This is a genomic window from Bradyrhizobium sp. 197 (genome assembly GCF_023073375.1).
Lineage (GTDB): Bacteria > Pseudomonadota > Alphaproteobacteria > Rhizobiales > Xanthobacteraceae > Bradyrhizobium.
In genome coordinates, this window is sequence record NZ_JADPJJ010000191.1 from 37,946 (window position 1) to 55,265 (window position 17,320).

Below are 17,320 nucleotides of genomic sequence, written 5' to 3' on the forward strand. Positions count from 1 at the left end.
TAAGTACCCAATCGACCGTATGGACGCTCGTCGCGATGCCTCCGCTTCGCCACCGAGACCCAGACATGCATGCAGGTCCCGGATCGCGGGGCGGACGTGTAAAGATCAAAACTCTGGGGTGATTGTCGCGCCTAACTCGAAACGAGTGGAGGCGAGAGATCGTGCCACTTCGTCACCGAGCGGAGCGTGACATTGAAATACCTGACACACCCTCTCGGAGGATATGTCTGAGGCGCGAGTATGGAGCGCATGCCACTAGGACTTACGCGCTTTGCTCGCGCTGACCATCGCAACTTCGACTACACCTTTGGAATCAAGAACGAAGATCGTTTGTCGCACACCTACATCATCGGTAAGACAGGTACCGGCAAGTCGACCTTGATCGAGACGATGGCGCTCCAGGACATTGAAAACGGACGCGGACTTGCACTTATCGACCCTCACGGCGATTTGGTGGAGCGCATCGCGGCTCAAGTGTCGGAGAGACGCATGTCGGACGTGATCTATTTGAATGCCTGTGACCCAACGCAGCCGTACGGGTACAATCCGCTACGCCATGTTCGCGAAGATCGAATCGCCCTTGCCGCTTCCGGCTTTATCGAGGTCTTCAAGAAGATGTGGCCGGACGCATGGGGCGTGCGCATGGAGCACATCCTGCGGAACGTACTTATGGCGCTCTTGGAGCAGCCGCACGCGACGATGCATGACATACTGCACGTGTTGTCTGATCAGAAGTTCCGTATGGAGATTGCGCGAAAGTTGAAGAATGAGACGGTTCGCACGTTCTTATTGAAGGAGTTCGATCGCTTTTCATTCGGCTATCGGGCAGACGGTACCGCCCCTATTCAAAACAAGGTTGGAGCCTTTCTTTCGGATCCACTCCTCAACCGGCTGCTCACCGCGCCCGATCGTGACCTCCACATCCGGCAGATCATGGATGAGGGCGGGGTGCTGCTCGTGAACCTGGCGAAGGGGCAAATCGGCGAAGATAGCTCATCGCTACTGGGCGGCTTGCTTGTCACTACGCTTGGACTTGCGGCCTTTAGCCGAGCGGAACTTCTGGAGGATCAAAGACGAGACTTTTACGTTTACGTTGACGAGTTCCAGAACTTTACGACGCTCGCCATGGCGAACATGTTCTCGGAGCTTCGCAAGTATCGCGTCGGGTTCACTGTCGCGCACCAGTACCTTCACCAGCTTGAGCCGGACGTCCGCCACGCCGTCCTCGGAAATGCCGGCACGATTATCTCCTTCCGCGTTGGCTCAGAGGACGCGACGTACTTGGCACGAGAATTTCAAGAGCGATTTGATGAGCTCGATCTGTTGCAGCTGCCGAACTACCACATCTATCTCAAGCTCATGATCGACGGCATGCCGTCGAGAGCGTTCAGCGCCGTTACGATTGAACCTAGCGACCGGCACTTTCCGGGTTCTGCGCTACGCCGTAACTTCGAAACTGAAGTTTAAAATGTTTACCTCTTGGTCCTGGAGGCTATGGCCTCCATCCCGAAGAAGCGGTCATCGTTGCGAAGATCGACGCGAGCAAAGCGAGTGTTATCACTCGAACCCATATTGCGGACATCGTCTCTCAAAGCCAGGCGCGCACGAGCTCGTGATTTTGCCGAAAACGGCCGCTTGTGAAATGATGATGGCGACTTGTTATGTTGGTCGCATACCCCCTGTTTTCCGGTGATCCGAGCGAAATTGAACATTTCTCATGCGGATTTGGTGCAATTTCTGCCGGCTTGCTTTGCCTCGTAAAGCGCTCCGTCACATCGCTCAAAGAGCGCCTCGAAGCTTTCGCCAGGAATAAATTCTGTTACCCCAATGGAGACCGTAACCTGCCCGATCGATTCACCGCTCGGTCGGCGGTGAGCGGTTTCAGCTTCTTCTGTCACCCAGGTGTGGCACACCGTTTTCGGGAGCTATCAAATTCGGTCCACGCGGCTCCTGTTCCCCCAATTCGGGGGTACGGGGTAGCACCAAACTCGGCGCGTTGCGACATGCCGACGCTGTCGTGTAGGCGTAGAACTTCACGGATGTGGCGCATGGACAGTCTCTCGGTCGGCATCTCGATCCTCTGCGGTTAGGCAAAAGACCAAGCTACCCGGGTTGCAGACTGTCAGCGGCGCGCGCCTCCTAATTGCCCCGATCGCGATCGCTGGAAATACCGATCACGATCCGCTGGAAACGGTGATCACGATGCTCTGGAATGGGTGATCACGATGGCCTGGAGCAAGCGCAAACGCGCTCCAAGGCAGACGCACTCACCGGACTTGCTAATCGGCGCGCGCTCGAGAGTTTTCTTCGCGCCGCGCAGATCAAATCTATGGAGCACGGCGAGCCGCCTAGCGTTCTCTTGGCTGACATCGACCACTTCAAGAAGTTCAACGACCACGGCCATCAGCTCGGGGATCAGGTGCTACGCCTCGTCGCCAAGTGTCTGGAACATGGCATCAGGGAGGGAGACTGTGCTGCGCGATATGGCGGCGAGGAGCTGATGTGCAAATTCAGTATCTTCGTATCACCAGTCTCCTGAATTGGTCGCGGGTCTCCGGATGCTGTATTCGAACCGGGAGTTTCAGTCCAGCTCGCTTCGCGCAAGCGGGTCGCGGGATAGGCTTGGCCGAGGGCATGCGTCAACACGTCGGTCGATATGAAGGGAACGTTGCGCTCGATCAACAGCTTTTTAGCAAGCGATGTCTTCCCGACTCTCGGTGCTCCTCCAATGAGGTAAATCATAAGGCTTGTGAATTATGTCACGAACATTCCCTCAAGCGCTCGCCCCTCCATTCAGCACGTGCGGGCCTGGGTTTGGAGATCGCGGCCGAGCTCGCGGTTGTCCGCGCCAAAGCGTCGGAAGACGAAGCGCTGATCGCCCAGCAGCAGCTGCAGATCGCCAATCTGAAGCATCAGATCTATGGCCAACGGTCGGAGCGTTCGTCGCGCCTGATCGAGCAGTTGGCGCTGACGTTCGAGGAGCTGGAAACCGACGCCACCGAGGACACGTCAAGCTCGAGGAAGAACTGGCGCTGGCACGTCTGCATCGTTTTGTGTCATTCGGCTTGCAATATTGGCTCTGAGCAATTTTTGTGCATCGGGATCATGTAGCACCGATCAAGCGGGCCTGCAGAAGATCGAGCTTGGCGCGCCCGTACATCTGACGCTTGACGAGCTTGAGCTTGGTAATCTGACCCTCGGTCTGCCCGTTGGACCAAGATGTTCTAATCGCAGCGTTGATGGCGGCCTTGTCTCTGGTGACACCGTTGGCGAAGGACCCGACGAGACTTGCGCATGCTCGTTCCAGCCAAGGATCAAGATCTACGTGAGCCTTCTTGCGGATCATCGTGTGGAAAGCTGCGATGATTTCACGAGCTTCCACCAGGAGAGGAGCGCCTTGCTCGATCGCCGCGATGGTAACGGTCTTAGACTTTGATAGCGCATCGCGGCCATTAGTCATCAGGCGGGCAATGGTTCTGGCGGACGGCACGCGCTGTACACTTTGAGCATCGGGCGTTTCGGCGCGCCGATGGCGTGTCGCCCATTCTCTAACAACCCGCTCGGAGCCCCTAAAACCCAGCCTCCTGAGGCGACGCCACAAGTCGGCACTATTGTGATGACCACTAGTCCACTGGGCATCAAGCCAAGACAGATGATGTTCGAGAGAACTCTCACGCACTCTGAATACATCCGTTCGCTGACCTCGGAGCACCTTGCGGACGAGGCCTCGGCTATGTCCCGTAAGTCGTACGATCTCCTTTATGGAGACACCCGTCTCAGCCTGTCTGAAGATTGCCGCGTTGGTGTCCTCACGCCGTAGATAGCCTTCGTACTGGATGCGCTCGGCGGCAGTCAGCAAGGCAGGATTAATTGTGGCGGCGCCGACCGCCACACGAACCTGGCGCATGGATTTGCGGACCGCATCGAGGAAGGCGTGGCTGGCGTTCTCCATCAAATGCCAGCGGTCAGCAACCTGGGTGGCCTGCGGAAGCGCCTTGGCTACAGCAAGGGCGTAACCACCGCCGCGATCGCGCGCGACGACGGCAATTTGGGGCTGCCCCGAGAGCCAGGCCTGTGCAGTAGCTGGCTCTCTGTCGGGTAACAGGGCGATCGGTCGTCGCCGCTCGAGGTCGCAGATGATTGTTCCGTACCGCTGATTGCGCCGCCATGCCCAGTCATCGATACCGATCAGGCACTGGTCTCGATGCTCACGGATATGGGTTGGCTGCGGGCGGCTGGTACTTAAGCGACGAGTCCGGCCGCTACACCGCCCTTAGCAGGGCGTCCGCCACGGCGTCATCGCCGCCGACGCCGACTTTGTGCAACGCGGCGCGCGCCTCCGCCGCCACGGCTGCTGGTGAAGGCTTTTCCTTCCGACGAGCCGCATCGACTAGCTCGAACACCGTTGAAAGCTTCTCTGCTGCAATCTGATTGCCACTGGCAAGCTGCTGGTCCCGGGCGCTTCCCAGAGCACCTGCGAGCATGTCACGTGCTCCACGAGTTGCGTCATCCACTTGCTTCACAAGCTCCTGCTCCTCGGTATATCTCTGCAGATATGCGGTCATGGCCGCCGTTCGGTCGGTGTCGATCAGCGCAGGCGTTCCCCGAATAGAGGCCATAAGCTTTCGCATCGGCTCCTTAGCGCTACCGGGATTTTCCCCACTGAGCGCCTTTAATACTTCGGCCCAGTCCGCGTCGAATAGGTCGGGCGCAATACCTGTCGCTTCCTCCAAAATTGTGGAATAGTGCTCAATGGCGAGCACACAGTAGTCCATATCAGTGATCATCGACTCGCCTCGACAGAGTTTGCCTCCCCGCATCATGACGTTCTCCTTCGACAACGTATTTGGCGCGACGTTAGCGACGACTAGGTAACCACTTCCAGTTCCAGACAATGCGCGGCCACTCTGCGCCTGGGCCAGCGCCTGTAATGACTGTAAGCCAATGAGTGAACCGAAGCCGGCATAAACCGCCTTCGCAACATCGAGCGCCGGGCTCACGACTGCAGCCGTCGCAGGCGCAATTGCACCCGCCGTTTTGGAGAGGTTACCCACAACGTCGAGAAGCGTGCCAACGACATCATTGCCGGGAACGCTGTAAAGGCCGACGAAGAGGGACAAATTCCCAACACCGACCGGCGTTGGAGGAACCACTGATAAGTCACGCAGCTCAATCCATCCCGGATCGGGTTTGTCATCCTTCATTGCGCCTGCTGACCGTAGTTTACCGATGATCTCCCGCGGGCCGACAGTGAACGGAACGCTCCGGTCCTGGCCTCGCTGCCTGAACTCCGCCAAGCTTACGAAGAGCGGAAAGCGTTGCGATCCAAACTGCCGAGCGTCGACGACGTGCAGTCCGGTGAGGCGGACACCGAAATAGGATCCTCCGGTCTGAAACTTCTGACCATCAATCAGTTTGGGGTTCGGATCGTCTTTAACCCTCTCCGGCGGCAACATTTCGGCTTCCTTGCGCTCCACCGGTGCGTGACGTACCTCGTCCGCCTTCTGCCAAAGCCATTCGAACATCGATTTGGTCCTCCGCTGAAACTGCAGGCTCAGCCCAATGGTCCTGCTGCACCGCCAGTATGGTCGAGAGAAAGGCTGGGGAATCGGCCGTCAACTTTCGCACTGCCTCCAGATAGGCCCGCCCAAGTGGTGCTCCCCCGGCGAGTCTCTGATGCAGCTGCTCTGCGAATTGGGTGGCCTCACTCGTCTTCACCTCCCACCGGAAGCCGACGGCCGCTGGAACGCCCTCTTGAGCAACCCGAAAGACGCCCTGAGACGATGCGCCCTCGCAAGAGCACAGTACTAGCAACCTAACGCGCCCTCGGCGAAGAATCTGAGCAAACCTACTCATCGACATCGAAGTGAGTTCGCCCGCTTTTCTTCCCGGAAGAACAAGGAAAACCTCCTTATCATCCGCCCTGACGCTATGCCCGCAGAAATGCACGATGTCCCAAGGTCCATCGCCGATAGCCGCTTCCAGCTTATTGGCGCTGTCGTCACCGATTTCAAGCAGGCACGTTTCCGGCGGACTAAGGTTCATTTGAGTACGTGCTGCCTGGACTAAGGTCAGCTCCCTCGCAAGGTCGGGCAATCTCGTAAAACTTCTGGCTTCAACTCCATCAAAGGTATGACGGCCGACACGCAATGTTCCGAGTCCAGAGTTGGACTGTATCACAAGAAGCGGGCCGGTAAGCCGTGTACTCGCCGAGAACTCTGAGGCGGTCCCTTCCCCAAACGTCAATTCTGACGGGCTCAAAAGAATGCGGCGAGCCATGGGCGACATGTCACGAATATACTTCGCGCGGTCGGGATCCCGCATTGCTTCGAACGGCACGTCTGGAAACGTGATGTGACTCGTGACGAAGCGAAAATGGATATCGTCCATTTTCCGGACGCGGTTGAGGCAGTTCTCAATTACTTGGCGCTCCCTTACCAGGTATTGATGCAGCCGTTCTCCGACCAGCCGAAGGCGGCTCGGCCATCCGTCGTTTAGACGCCCGCCGGGGACATCATACTTGTAGAGCTGCCACGGCTGAAACTCATCCTGCTCGTCTTCAAGGAACGCGTAAATGTCGGACGGGGCCATGTTGTCAGCGAGCACCTGGCCGTTCGCCAGAACGGCGCGCAAACCGACTGACTCCACACCAATATGAATATCCACCTCGGCCCAAGGCTGCTTTTTCGAGTTCGTTTTGCGCATTCTGACGATCGCGGCATGTATCGATTGGATAGACTCGTCCCGGATCACCTCGACGTTCTCTGTGCTCGCCGCAAAACGTTCTAGCACGTCCAGCCGATCCCGCGTCGCAAGGATGACCGGCAGTGATCGCCGTTTCGCATGCAAATCGATCGCAAGTTCACGCGCACCGTAGCCTTGCATCGCCATCTCTCTGCTTATCGCCGGACTGGTGTGAAAGCCGAAGATGATCGCTGCGGCTATTGGATCGCTGGCTTCACTGTCCAACTTGGCCAGCGCAGTCGCGCTGTCGGGGCAGGAGGTCACGTGCGGTGGTAGGTCCTCGGAGTCCGCGGAGCTGTCGTAGCACGTAGGATCCTCAAGGAATCGCAATGCCTGCAGCCACGCCGAATCCGAGCTGACAATGAGCAAATGGTCACTCATGGGCGAGTACCGTTTTGCCCCGAGCACGGAGAGGCGAAGGCAGGCCAAAGTGGAGAACGAGCTTCCCTCGGGCATGGTCGAGCATCCAATTGCCACCCCGGTTAATCTCGATCGCCTTTCTAACTGAGCTGAGAGCGTGTGTGGCGGCTTCTTGCGCTTCGGCCTTGGCGACAGCTAGGGGATCGCTGTCTGCCGGCACCTGACCGAAACCATCCGCTTCTTGAACGGCGCAAGTGATATTTACAGCGATCTCGTCGTCACTTCCCGCTACGTCCACTGTTATCTTGCTTGTTGGAAGGTGACTCGCGAGGAGATAGCCAAGAGTAGAACGTATTACAAAATCCAGACGGTTTGGATCGACCCATGCGGCAGGAACACTCTCTGCGCAAGTGACGATGACCGCACGACGATCCTCTGGAGGAAGACTAGTGAGGAAGCGCTCGATCGCAACGCTTACATCGACAGCGACCGGGCTGCCTATAGGGTTGCGCTGAACGGTTAGTACGTCAACCAGACGCTCATAAGTGATGTCTGTTTTGGCAAGGCAGGCCCTGGCCTTCGACAGAAGGTCCTGCAGCTCTATGTTATCGGGCATCAGTCGCGTCGACTTAGCGATCAGCGCGTTGGCGAGAAGGAGTGGACCGCGCGTCTGCTGAGCAACGCTCTGGACAGTTGTGCGCATATATTCCAATGCAGTCACCCAGTTCCAAATCTTGGGGTCGCTAAGCCGCCAGATGCGCCGGTTGAAAGCGTCCTCTGCCTCGCGAGAGGACGCGGCGACATTCCTGACCACTCCATCGGCTCCCAACAAGTGAAGTTGCTTGATCGCGACATGCCCCGCCTCAAGGTCGTCTTTCGCATCTTGACCGGCACCGAAGTCCGTGAGAAGTCTTCCCCGCACCTGAGGTTGGACGCCAACGTGCGAAAGGTCCCACTTGGCGTCGAGGTCATCTTGAGCGGTTGGCGATGCTCCCAGCAGGTGGGCAGCCTGCGCATTTAACCTGGTGATCCGGTTCTCTCGGTCGACCACGATCACGCCCTGGTCCATGTTCTCGATCAAGGCTCGGTTTAGGCGCATCTCAAACCAGAGCGCCACAGTTTTCTCAGCTTCCCTGATGAGGGTGCCCAGTTCTACCTCGTCAGGATACTGGAAGGCACCAACCTCGGCAGATTCGCAATCAAGAATCCATTCGACGACTCCGTCTACCTTGATTGGACAACATAGGCAGGATCGCGCGTCCGGAGCAATGCGCCGATAGCCGTGCCTTGTGTGCGCCAAGGTGTCCTCGACGCGAAGCGGCCCGCCCGTCCGCTTGACTCTGCCAAGGACGCCCTTCTCCAGCGGTTGGGAGTAATTCTTGTCGATTAGTAATCTCTTATCGAGAGCGTACTGGTCAACAAGCTCAAATCGGTCGCGAATGCCCGCAACGCGAAAAATAGCAACATAATTCCACCGGAAGTGTTCGCACAGTCGGCGTACGACGAGCGGCGCGACTCGACCGGGTTGTGCTCGTTCGGCAAAAAGGTCGCGCATTTCCTGACGGAATGCAGCGGCCTTCGCTTGGTACGCACCGCGAATCCGCCGCAGCCCATCGGCAACGGTCAAGGCCTCCAAGTCAGCCTTATCCTGTTCGTTGAAGGAATTACCTTTGCGCGCGAGGGTGAGGCTGGCGACGAGTTGATCGTTCTCCCAGAATAAGGCGGCGAGAAGACTACGCGCACCTCGCTGCAGATACGTCTGGATGACTGGATTGGAGCGCAACTCTGCAAGGGCGGGGTCGGCGAAGGATGCCTCCATGTCGGAGAGCACCACATCTTTGCCGGCGTGACTTTGAATGGCGACCTTCGGTACTCGGAGCCAGCGAGCTGGCCAGTCGAAGCGCTTTCCATCGTCAACCGCGTATCGGCCGAGCGCAAGAATGCTGTCAGAAGCAGCTCGATCGACTGCATACTCAGCAAATGTGACAAGATCGAAAGCGATGAATTTACGGAGAACACAGCACGCGCCATCGAGCATACCTTCGGGCGAACTCCCCAGGTCGCATGCGCGATGTAGGTCTAGAGCTCCAATCGCAAACCGAAGTTGGTCCGCTTGGCTCATATCAGCCTCAATCAACCGTGTTCACGTTCCACTTTGGCTGAGCTTCATCTCGTCGAAGTGGCTGCCGTCGTGACAAGCGCTCAAGAAAGCGCGATACAGAGGACCTTCAGAGCACTCAAATTTGCTTAATATGCTTTCTATGTTGGTGGTTCGCGCCCTTCCTACTCCAGCATCATATCGCTTAGGGTCGCGGTCGTCTGTGAGCTGGCTCACAGGACGGCGCGCGCTCGCCCAAGGCCCCACGGAACGATCTACGACATCTGCAATCGTCTTCTAAGATTGCTAGAGTTGTACGCTACGGTGAGGACGTCTTCAGCTACGTTCGCCGGCAGCAACTAGGCTGGTGAACCGACCCAAGGCGCGTCCATTCGTCGTCACATACCTACGCCTACGCATGCTCCTTTGAGTTACGCGACCCTGCGCATTGAGGTACCTGCCGGAAGCAATGCTTCGCTCAGAATAGGCGACGCGTCGATCGCAACTTGAATTTTGTTAAAAAGGGCGTCGCATTCTGGCCGGACCTGCGCTTGCCTTCGAATGATCGGGCCCCAATGCTTTCGGATGTGCCGGAGCGCCACGGCGGAGTATTCCGCCGCGAAAGCCGGGCTCGCCTTACACAAACGTTGGAACTCGAATCCCGCGCCGGACCCAAAGTTCTCGGTATCGGCTGCACTGCAGATCACGCCTTCATTGAATACGTCAATGAACCCGGACGGATCACTCTTATACTCCGCAAAGACTTGCGATAGCAGGGGGCTCGCACTGTTAGCATCGAAACTCATCTGAAACAGGCCGGCCTCCGCCGTGTCCGCCGTGGTGTTATCGGCTGTCGTGTCGCGACCCGTGCAGAATTTCCCAGAGCTTTCGCGCATGCCCAATCCGGTCAAAAGCACGAAAAGATGCCTAAGCGTGTCGGGTCCATCGGCGTCATTGCTCATTCCTGCGGCCGCAAATATCTCGTCGTACCAGGCAAGCGCGTCACGCGCTTGGTCTCGAGAGTTCTTCCGGGCCATATCAAGTGCCGCAGGGTTGTCCAATTTGAATTTGCAGTACGCGCGCCCGAAAGCCAGGGCCATCCCCTTGATGTAACCCACAGGCGCTTTCCCGCGGTCCTTCCAGCTAAAGCGAGCGACCTCGCTCGTCGCCGCCATCTGCTTGAGTTGCTTGATGGTTACCACTCCCGCGGATGCCGCAGCCCCGACGACATGGCTAGGAGCGGCCAGGGTCTCCAGCGAGGCCCAAGTGCGCGGCCCGACGATACCGTCCGGGACAAGGTCGTGATCGCGCTGAAACTGCCTCAGGGCAGCTTCGGTGACCGGACCGAAGCCCCCATCAACCGGAAGCTTCAGGTCGGTCTGGATCTGACGGACGAGGTCGCCGCGCGCCCCGCGCCGAAGCGTGGGCCGACCGTCTGCATCTGCATTGGGAATGATGACAGGATCTGGAGCCGTACCCGCCAGAATGGTTGCGACCAGGGTGCGAAATTCAACCATATCAAAGGACGGATCGTCTTTACGGCCGTGCGGCAATGCATACTCCTTGTGGCCGCAGCACATAATCGAATTGGCACCGACCTTCTTTAGAATGGCCGCGACGCCGCGCCTGTACGCGTCCATTTGCACGGCAGGCCATGGGTCACTCGAAAGGCCGGTATTTTCTGCTTCGATCCCAATGAAGTTGGCATTGCCGTTGCTTAAACCCTGCCACATACCGCGTCCGGCGTGATTGCATCGGCCGGCTGCGACGACGAAAAACGTGCCATCTCTTCCCAGCCCCAGCTGCGCCAGTGGTCCGGCCAGGTCCGGCCGTCCATTGGTGATTACGCCAAGACTTGGCATGATGCCCTTGGCGGAGCCAGCGGTGTGATGGCAAATGACACCCTTCACAGTTCCCATCTCGCCGCGGCCGCGAGAGCGCCATCCGGGCTGTTCAGCAAGCTTAAGTCCAGCATCCTCGAGAACTTCTGCAAGCCATGTGAGTGAAAATACCATCTCAAGTACCCCCAAACGCTATTGGCAGCTCTTCATCAGTCGTTTGATCATCGGAGGCTAACCCGATCTCGCGTCCATCAACGTCATCCTCGTCGTTGTCTGACCACTTCTCGGCATCAGTCTCGATACCGCCAATACCGGCTGGCAACTCCTCATCCAAAGTCGCATCCTCATCGAGGTGATCCATGCCGCAAAGACAGCCGTCCGTGTCATCGTCGCCCGGATCTTTGGCCAGCGACGTATCTGGATTAACCGGACTAATCGGCATGGATACCTCCCGTTAGGCGGCAATGTCAGTTTGCTCGTACCCGGCGGCGGCGCCGGAGAGTAGGCGAGAGCGATGCCGGAAGGGAGCGTGTTGGTAACGGCTGCATCTCTTCAGCAATCGCTTCGCGAGTAAGACGCACATTTTCATTCGCGATGCCAATTGCATCGCGCTTGCGATATTTCTCTTGGCCTAATTCTCTCGAAAGACGACGCAGACTAGGCTTATCCTGTGCGGAAACGGCCACAGCCGTCGGCATCCGAGCCTACACCAAAATCCAAAGACTTTGCCGCGCATCGCCGACTTCAAAAATGGGGCAATTGCGATACGCCGAGACGTTGAAGGAGCTTAGCACTGCAATCGAAGCAAATCTAGTCTCTAGACCGAGCTGAGACAAATTGCCGTATTCCCCTTTGGAGCGTCGCTGCCCCGGCGTATCAGGACGCCGCTCTCCCGGGTGTGTTTCGGCCTGCACCCTTTGGATGCCGATCGGGGGTCCCAGTCCAACGCCGATTGACAGATTCCGACATTCTTCACTTTTGACTGTGATGGCGACAAGCTTGCGCACAAGAATCCAGACACCGAGAAGTCCATCCGCAAGGCCCACGAACGGGACAACAAGGCTCTTTTTGCGTTAGCCAAAGCGGGTGACGATCCGTTTCCCAGCGAGGTAGTTTGGGGCAATACCTTTGCGGCCTGGCCTTGCGACCTGGCTCAGAGCGTAAAAGTCGATGCTGATGTGCACTGGGAGTCCGCTGGCTCGTCAGCGTCGGCCGCCTTCGGCGGGGCAGGAGGTTTACAAAAGAATACGCTCCACATCGGCGCCCGGCTCAAGGAACTGCAGAACGTGAAAGCCAATACTGCGACGATCGACCGTCTATGCCAGACGATTGTCACCTTCGCGTCTCAAGCTTAGCCGGCCTCTCTGGAGGGGCTCCGGGCCGCAATCTGCTCCAATGCGGACCCTGGATGCAAGCCGGCGCCGCGTCTTGGGTAACGCCATCAACGCTCAATGGTCCGCCGCTACGTGCAGCCGCGCTTTGAGTCGGAGCGGCGGCCAAGGAGGAGTGGCCTTGATCTCACCAACCAAGGGCCCTGGAAAGGACTCTGTGTAGCGCGCGAGGAGACGATGCGCCATATCGGCCGCCTTTCCCGCTAAGTTGTGCCACCGTAATCTTCAAGCTGCGTGTACCGGAAACACCGCGGCGCTCCCTCGCGTCCCTTCGGGACTTGCGCCACCGAACCGAAACAAAACCTCGCGATGAAGCGAGGGTCAGGACAAAAAGAGCGTCCAAGTCAAATCCGCACTGATCGGGCGCCTAACTGCAAGAGCAATCCGGCAGGCCATCCGATGGTCCCCACAACGGTGCTCCTCCTGCTGGAGCATGATCCGCTGCGTCTAGGCTAGACGGGAGGCGGTCACTTCTTGCTCTATTAGTATTCGTCAGCAAGCATGATGGTGAGAAAGCGTGTGGTCTTTTCTGGACTTGCCGGATCTTCCGATCCGAATTCGCAGAGCACGTCGTAGTAGTCAATCTTCCAAAAGAACTTCTCTCCCGCGACTTCGAGACTGCCAAAGTCGTGCTCGCCATGCGGATCATTGTCGACGTTGAAACTCGTGAAACTCTGAACCTGGAGCAGTACCCGAGCTTTCACGTCAATTGGCAGTGCCGCCACCCCTGCAGTAACGACGACTTTGCCGCCGAGAAAAGTCGCGCGAAAGAAGTCGTTGAGTACCTGAATGCGGCGCAGCGTCGTGGAGTTAGCGAAATCATCCGTCATCGCGTTCCTCTGCAACCTCGCATTTATACGGAGCCATGTGACGGGCGCCACAGTGCGGGCAATCATCGTCACATTGTGCGGACCAAACGGCAGTCCACTCACGCCCGCATTCCGCGCAATGGTAGAAGTTACGGATTTGCATGGCCGAGCTCATATAAAGCCGGCGAGCACAAGCACTGAGACGAGAGTGTTGCCGCCGCAAGATTCGCAGAATCCCTGATCTAGGTCAGGCTCCATCTCCGCTGTATGGTCACATCCTTCTGTCATGCAGATGGCTGGACACATGCTTTCAGCAAGAGCTGCCAGCAGAAGAAGATCGTCGAGCTGTTCGAAGCCTTCAACTTCGCAGAGCTTCATCGGCTTTACGGCCCTTTGGGATACTGCAATGGTGGACATGTTTTCCTCGTCACTGCCGACGCCCGACTATTCGGTGCCGGACAGCAAGGCGGAGCTGCTTCTGCGGACTACCAGCGCAGCTGCAAATGCTTCCGCCTCGCTACCGACTCCGAATGAGAGCCGGAGAAAGAACATGTCCGAGCGGAATGGTGCTTGTGAGTGGCGGGGGCGGACAGGCGTGAGATTACGCCAAATTGGCAAATCCTACTGGAGGCCCGGAGGTGCGCCAGCAGGGTCAAGTGTGACGGCGCTGAATGGCTTCGACGGCGTGCCATCGATCATAAGCTTGAGGTAGATGCGGTAATTCGGCAGCGCAAGAAATCAATCTCCGAGAACCGGCTCTGGAATTCTCGAATGAGATAGGGGGCATCTTCAACGCCAACGCGGAATGAGATGATAGAGCCGACGTTGCCAAGTACCGCATGGCGCACGTCAGGGGCGAGCTGGTTTAGATATTGATGGGCCACGGTGAAGCCGACGCGATACTTGCGAAGCTCGGAAAACATGTTCGCCAGTGCGACCGTGGTGAAGCTCTGGAACTCGTCAATGTAGACGAAGAAGTCTCTGCGTTTCTCTTGTGCGGTCTCGGCCCGGCTAAACGCCGCAAGGCCAATGGTGGTAACGAGCAAGCCGCCAAGGAGCGAGGAACTGTCTTCCCCAATGTGCCCTTTACCCCACGGAGCATTTCCAGATCTAGAATGAGCCGCATCGGTAATCGCTGCACTCCTGCGGTTGGTCTGACAACGCGAAGGCCGCTCTTTGAGGGGGGTACCCGGTCGCTTTCCGTTGCGCCTCCTAGTGGTTGGCGACTCGGGCACGGCCGCGATTGCAAAAGGTGACCTTGTTTGCTCTAATTGAGTCGTATCCAATCTGGCTCTCCGTGCCGAAATCGTGCCACGCCAGTTTGGTTGGATCAAAAAAGACGAGCAATCTCAAGTGATTGCGGGCGTAGTTCAATGGTAGAACGGCAGCTTCCCAAGCTGCATACGAGGGTTCGATTCCCTTCGCCCGCTCCAGGCTTCTCGATTGAGATTTTCCTTCCGATCGACCTGACAGGCGCAAGCGCACATCGCGCAGTGCGTGAGTTTCCAATATATTAGCCCATCGTGACCGGCACCCGCTGCTCTCTCGGCTAAGCTTCTCTCGCCTGGTGGCTTGCGGTCACCGCGCCGGGGCATGTTCGGATGAAAACCGGGGCCTACAAAAAATGGACCAGCAAAAGCGCGATCGCGCGATCGGTCGTCGCTTGAAGCCGCTTCGGACGCAGGCCGGCATGACGCTGAATGAACTCGCGGCGCGCTCCGGCGTCAGCCAGTCATCGACCTGCCGGCCGGCGCGCGGGTGCCGTACAGCCCGTGGGGACGCAATGCCTTCCCAGTTACAAGACGCCCGCTACGTCATCATCACGCGCCGCGGCGCTTCCTACGGGAAGATGTAATGGTGCTGATGCAATATGAAATCCTGGAGTGAACCTGACCATGCAGATCCGAACCGGCGACACCTTTGATCCGCGCGTCATCGCGCTGCTCGATCATCACGTCACCGCCGCGCGAGCGCAGACCGCGCCGGGCAGCGCCCATGCGCTCGATCTCTCCGGGCTCCGCGCGTCCGACGTCGCGTTCTGGACCGGCTGGGACGGCGAGACGCTGGCCGCCGTCGGTGCGCTGAAGACGCTCTCGGCCGAGCACGGCGAGGTGAAGTCGATGCACACGCTCCAGACCACGCGCCGGCGCGGCTTTGGCGGTAAGATGCTTCGCCACATCATCACGGAAGCCCGCGCGCGCGGCATGGCGCGGCTCAGCCTCGAGACCGGCTCGTGGGACTATTTCAAGCCGGCGCACGCGCTGTACCGGGCGCATGGCTTTGTCCTCTGCGGCCCGTTCGAGGGCTATGTCGAGGATCCCAACAGCCTGTTCCTGACCCTGGATCTGTCGGCGGGCCGATAGCTCAGGAGCGTGTCTCCTCGATCCTGTCGAGCACGCGCTCGGGGGCGATGTCCCGGCTTGCCTCCTCCAGATCGCCCTTCGAGTCGGGCTGGACGTCGAGCCGCTCGGCGATTTGCGTGAGAAGGCGGGCAACCTTGGTCAACTCGTGCTCGGCGAGCAGGCTGATCTGGAGATCGAGATCGGCGCGCTTGTCCGCTGCTGCGCTCATGCGGTTCTGCGAGATCAGCACGAATGTCGACAGGAAGATCGCCTCGACCGAAGCAATCATTGCCAGCACCACGAAGCTCTCGTCCCAGGCCGGGATCCCCGGCAGCCAATGCAGATTGGCGATGATCCAGAAGCCGAACACCGCGAGATGCAGGTAGACGAAAATCATGCTGCCGGTGAAGGCCGTGATCGCGTCGGCAAGCTTTTCCTGCCCCCTGGCCGCGCGCTGCTCCTGGCGGCGGCGCTCGACCAAGGCCTGGATGTTACGCTCGAGCGTCGGGCTCAATCCCTCGCCGGGATCATGGGTGATGTCGTTATGCACGCGGCGGCAACGGCCGACTGAAGAGGCTGTTCCTAGCAACAGCGGGACCAGAAAATGCCGGCTGCTCCTCAAAATGAGTTGCGTACCTCAAAACACCTCTGATAGCCTTCAGCCATGGCCGAGACGCTCACCACGACCGCGCTGACGCTGAAGGACATCGCCCGCCAGGCGGGCGTCAGCCTCGCGACGGTCGACCGCGTTCTGCACAATCGTCCGGGTGTGCGGCCGGATACGGTCCGGCGCGTCAGGGAAGCAATTGAGCGCAATTCGTTCCAGCCGCATGTGGCCGCCGCCGAGCTCGCCCGCGGCCGCGCCCGCCGTTTCGCCTTCGTGATGCCGTCGGGACCGAACCCGTTCATGCAGCAGATCGAGGCCTATCTCGGCGAGATGTCGGCCTGGCTCTCATCCCGCCGCCTCAGCGTCGAGATGGTCGCAACCGACGTGTTCGATCCGTCGGTGCTCGTTGCTTCGCTGGAAGGGCTCTCGGACGATTATGACGGCATCGCCGTGGTGGCGCTGGACCATCCCGGCGTCCGCGCCGCGATCGACGATCTCGTTGATGCCGGGACCAAGGTCGTGACGCTGGTCTCGGACGTGCCGTCGTCGCGCCGCCACCATTATATCGGCATCGACAACATCGCCGCGGGGCGCACCGCCGGCGCGCTGGTCGGGCGGCTGGTCGGACAAAGGCCGGGCAAGGTCGCGATCATCGCGGGATCGCAGGGCCTGCGCGACCATGCCGAGCGCATTTTTGGCTTCATCCAGGTGATGGCGTCGGAATTCCCCGGGCTCAGCGTGCTGCCGGTATTGGAAGGGCGCGACGAGGACGCGCGTTCGGAACAGGTCTTGGCGCGGCTGTTGGGCAGGCATGCTGACATTGTCGGCCTTTATAACGTCGGCGCCGGCACGCAGGGCGTGGCCAACGCGTTGAGCGAGAAGGCGCTGAGCGATGCCGGTCGCGACAGGCAGGTGGTATTCGTCGGACACGACGTCACCGCGCTGACGCGCCGGCTGCTGCTGCAAGGCGTGATGGATGCCGCGATCTCGCAAAACCCCGGACACGAGGCGCGCGCCGCCGTGCGCGTGCTGCTCGCGCTCGCCCGTGGTGAGCCGATCTTGCGCGAACAGGAGAAGATCAGGATCGACATCGTGATGCGGGACAATCTGCCTTAGCGGCAAGTGGAT

Annotated in this window: 13 protein-coding genes, 1 tRNA gene and 3 pseudogenes; 6 read left to right on the top strand and 11 right to left on the bottom strand. The window is 58.8% G+C overall.

The window, feature by feature from the left end:
• Positions 1–240 precede the first annotated feature (240 nt).
• Positions 241–1,467: a type IV secretory system conjugative DNA transfer family protein gene (locus IVB27_RS41880; RefSeq protein ID WP_247448351.1), complete on the top strand. Its 1,227-nt coding sequence runs from the start codon at positions 241–243 to the stop codon at positions 1,465–1,467.
• A 248-nt stretch (positions 1,468–1,715) separates the two neighbouring features.
• Here IVB27_RS41880 and IVB27_RS43100 read toward each other — a convergent pair whose 3' ends face one another.
• A complete protein-coding gene (locus tag IVB27_RS43100) occupies positions 1,716–1,913 on the bottom strand; it encodes a diguanylate cyclase domain-containing protein (protein ID WP_345947008.1) in 198 nt (65 codons plus the stop codon).
• Positions 1,914–2,257: 344 nt separating this feature from the next.
• On the opposite strand from IVB27_RS43100, the pseudogene IVB27_RS41890 reads away from it, so the two are divergent.
• Together IVB27_RS41890 and IVB27_RS41895 are read left to right on the top strand one after the other, a co-directional pair.
• Positions 2,258–2,503 (top strand): annotated as a pseudogene (locus tag IVB27_RS41890) (GGDEF domain-containing protein); the annotation flags it as partial.
• Positions 2,504–2,808: 305 nt separating this feature from the next.
• Positions 2,809–3,024: pseudogene (locus IVB27_RS41895) on the top strand (IS66 family transposase); the annotation flags it as partial.
• 79 nt (positions 3,025–3,103) lie between these two features.
• Here the strand turns inward: IVB27_RS41895 and IVB27_RS41900 are convergent.
• The 9 genes and pseudogenes from IVB27_RS41900 to IVB27_RS41940 all read right to left on the bottom strand — a co-directional run.
• Positions 3,104–4,252 (bottom strand): annotated as a pseudogene (locus IVB27_RS41900) (ISL3 family transposase); the annotation flags it as partial.
• A 10-nt stretch (positions 4,253–4,262) separates the two neighbouring features.
• Complete coding sequence (locus IVB27_RS41905) at positions 4,263–5,525, bottom strand: hypothetical protein (RefSeq protein WP_247448355.1); 1,263 nt, start codon at positions 5,523–5,525, stop codon at positions 4,263–4,265.
• Positions 5,434–7,125, bottom strand: a complete 1,692-nt coding sequence (locus tag IVB27_RS41910) for a CHAT domain-containing protein (RefSeq protein WP_247448357.1) — start codon at positions 7,123–7,125, stop codon at positions 5,434–5,436. Before IVB27_RS41910 ends, IVB27_RS41905 begins: the two co-directional genes overlap by 92 nt.
• Complete coding sequence (locus tag IVB27_RS41915; protein WP_247448359.1) at positions 7,118–9,142, bottom strand: GAF domain-containing protein; 2,025 nt, start codon at positions 9,140–9,142, stop codon at positions 7,118–7,120. Before IVB27_RS41915 ends, IVB27_RS41910 begins: the two co-directional genes overlap by 8 nt.
• Positions 9,143–9,633: 491 nt before the next feature.
• Entirely contained in the window at positions 9,634–11,217 is a 1,584-nt protein-coding gene (locus IVB27_RS41920) for a peptidoglycan recognition protein family protein (RefSeq protein ID WP_247448360.1), read from the bottom strand.
• Position 11,218: 1 nt separating this feature from the next.
• Complete coding sequence (locus tag IVB27_RS41925) at positions 11,219–11,485, bottom strand: hypothetical protein (protein WP_247448361.1); 267 nt, start codon at positions 11,483–11,485, stop codon at positions 11,219–11,221.
• 1,431 nt (positions 11,486–12,916) lie between these two features.
• Entirely contained in the window at positions 12,917–13,264 is a 348-nt protein-coding gene (locus IVB27_RS41930) for a DUF3768 domain-containing protein (RefSeq protein ID WP_247448362.1), read from the bottom strand.
• Between the two features lie 150 nt (positions 13,265–13,414).
• Positions 13,415–13,660 (bottom strand): hypothetical protein, encoded by a 246-nt coding sequence (locus tag IVB27_RS41935; RefSeq protein WP_247448363.1) that lies wholly within the window; start codon positions 13,658–13,660, stop codon positions 13,415–13,417.
• A 278-nt stretch (positions 13,661–13,938) separates the two neighbouring features.
• Positions 13,939–14,289 carry a type IV secretory system conjugative DNA transfer family protein gene (locus IVB27_RS41940; protein WP_247448364.1) on the bottom strand — a complete coding sequence of 117 codons (351 nt, stop codon included), beginning with the start codon at positions 14,287–14,289 and terminating at the stop codon, positions 13,939–13,941.
• Between the two features lie 313 nt (positions 14,290–14,602).
• On the opposite strand from IVB27_RS41940, the gene IVB27_RS41945 reads away from it, so the two are divergent.
• A tRNA-Gly gene (locus IVB27_RS41945) sits at positions 14,603–14,676 on the top strand.
• Positions 14,677–15,138: 462 nt separating this feature from the next.
• Complete coding sequence (locus IVB27_RS41955; protein WP_247448365.1) at positions 15,139–15,606, top strand: GNAT family N-acetyltransferase; 468 nt, start codon at positions 15,139–15,141, stop codon at positions 15,604–15,606.
• A gap of 1 nt (position 15,607) precedes the next feature.
• Here IVB27_RS41955 and IVB27_RS41960 read toward each other — a convergent pair whose 3' ends face one another.
• Positions 15,608–16,135 carry a DUF1003 domain-containing protein gene (locus tag IVB27_RS41960; protein ID WP_247448366.1) on the bottom strand — a complete coding sequence of 176 codons (528 nt, stop codon included), beginning with the start codon at positions 16,133–16,135 and terminating at the stop codon, positions 15,608–15,610.
• A gap of 114 nt (positions 16,136–16,249) precedes the next feature.
• Here IVB27_RS41960 and IVB27_RS41965 point away from each other — a divergent pair, with 114 nt between their 5' ends.
• Complete coding sequence (locus IVB27_RS41965) at positions 16,250–17,308, top strand: LacI family DNA-binding transcriptional regulator (RefSeq protein WP_247448367.1); 1,059 nt, start codon at positions 16,250–16,252, stop codon at positions 17,306–17,308.
• Positions 17,309–17,320 lie beyond the last annotated feature (12 nt).

Bases quoted from the DNA above. Each gene is read 5' to 3' on its own strand.
- IVB27_RS41910 (WP_247448357.1), bottom strand. From the start codon at position 7,125: ATGAGTGACCATTTGCTCATTGTCAGCTCGGATTCGGCGTGGCTGCAG.
- IVB27_RS41955 (WP_247448365.1), top strand. From the start codon at position 15,139: ATGCAGATCCGAACCGGCGACACCTTTGATCCGCGCGTCATCGCGCTG.
- IVB27_RS41915 (WP_247448359.1), bottom strand. From the start codon at position 9,142: ATGCTCGATGGCGCGTGCTGTGTTCTCCGTAAATTCATCGCTTTCGAT.
- IVB27_RS41930 (WP_247448362.1), bottom strand. From the start codon at position 13,264: ATGACGGATGATTTCGCTAACTCCACGACGCTGCGCCGCATTCAGGTA.
- IVB27_RS41880 (WP_247448351.1), top strand. From the start codon at position 241: ATGGAGCGCATGCCACTAGGACTTACGCGCTTTGCTCGCGCTGACCAT.
- IVB27_RS41925 (WP_247448361.1), bottom strand. From the start codon at position 11,485: ATGCCGATTAGTCCGGTTAATCCAGATACGTCGCTGGCCAAAGATCCG.
- IVB27_RS41935 (WP_247448363.1), bottom strand. From the start codon at position 13,660: ATGTCCACCATTGCAGTATCCCAAAGGGCCGTAAAGCCGATGAAGCTC.
- IVB27_RS41920 (WP_247448360.1), bottom strand. From the start codon at position 11,217: ATGGTATTTTCACTCACATGGCTTGCAGAAGTTCTCGAGGATGCTGGA.
- IVB27_RS41965 (WP_247448367.1), top strand. From the start codon at position 16,250: ATGGCCGAGACGCTCACCACGACCGCGCTGACGCTGAAGGACATCGCC.
- IVB27_RS41905 (WP_247448355.1), bottom strand. From the start codon at position 5,525: ATGTTCGAATGGCTTTGGCAGAAGGCGGACGAGGTACGTCACGCACCG.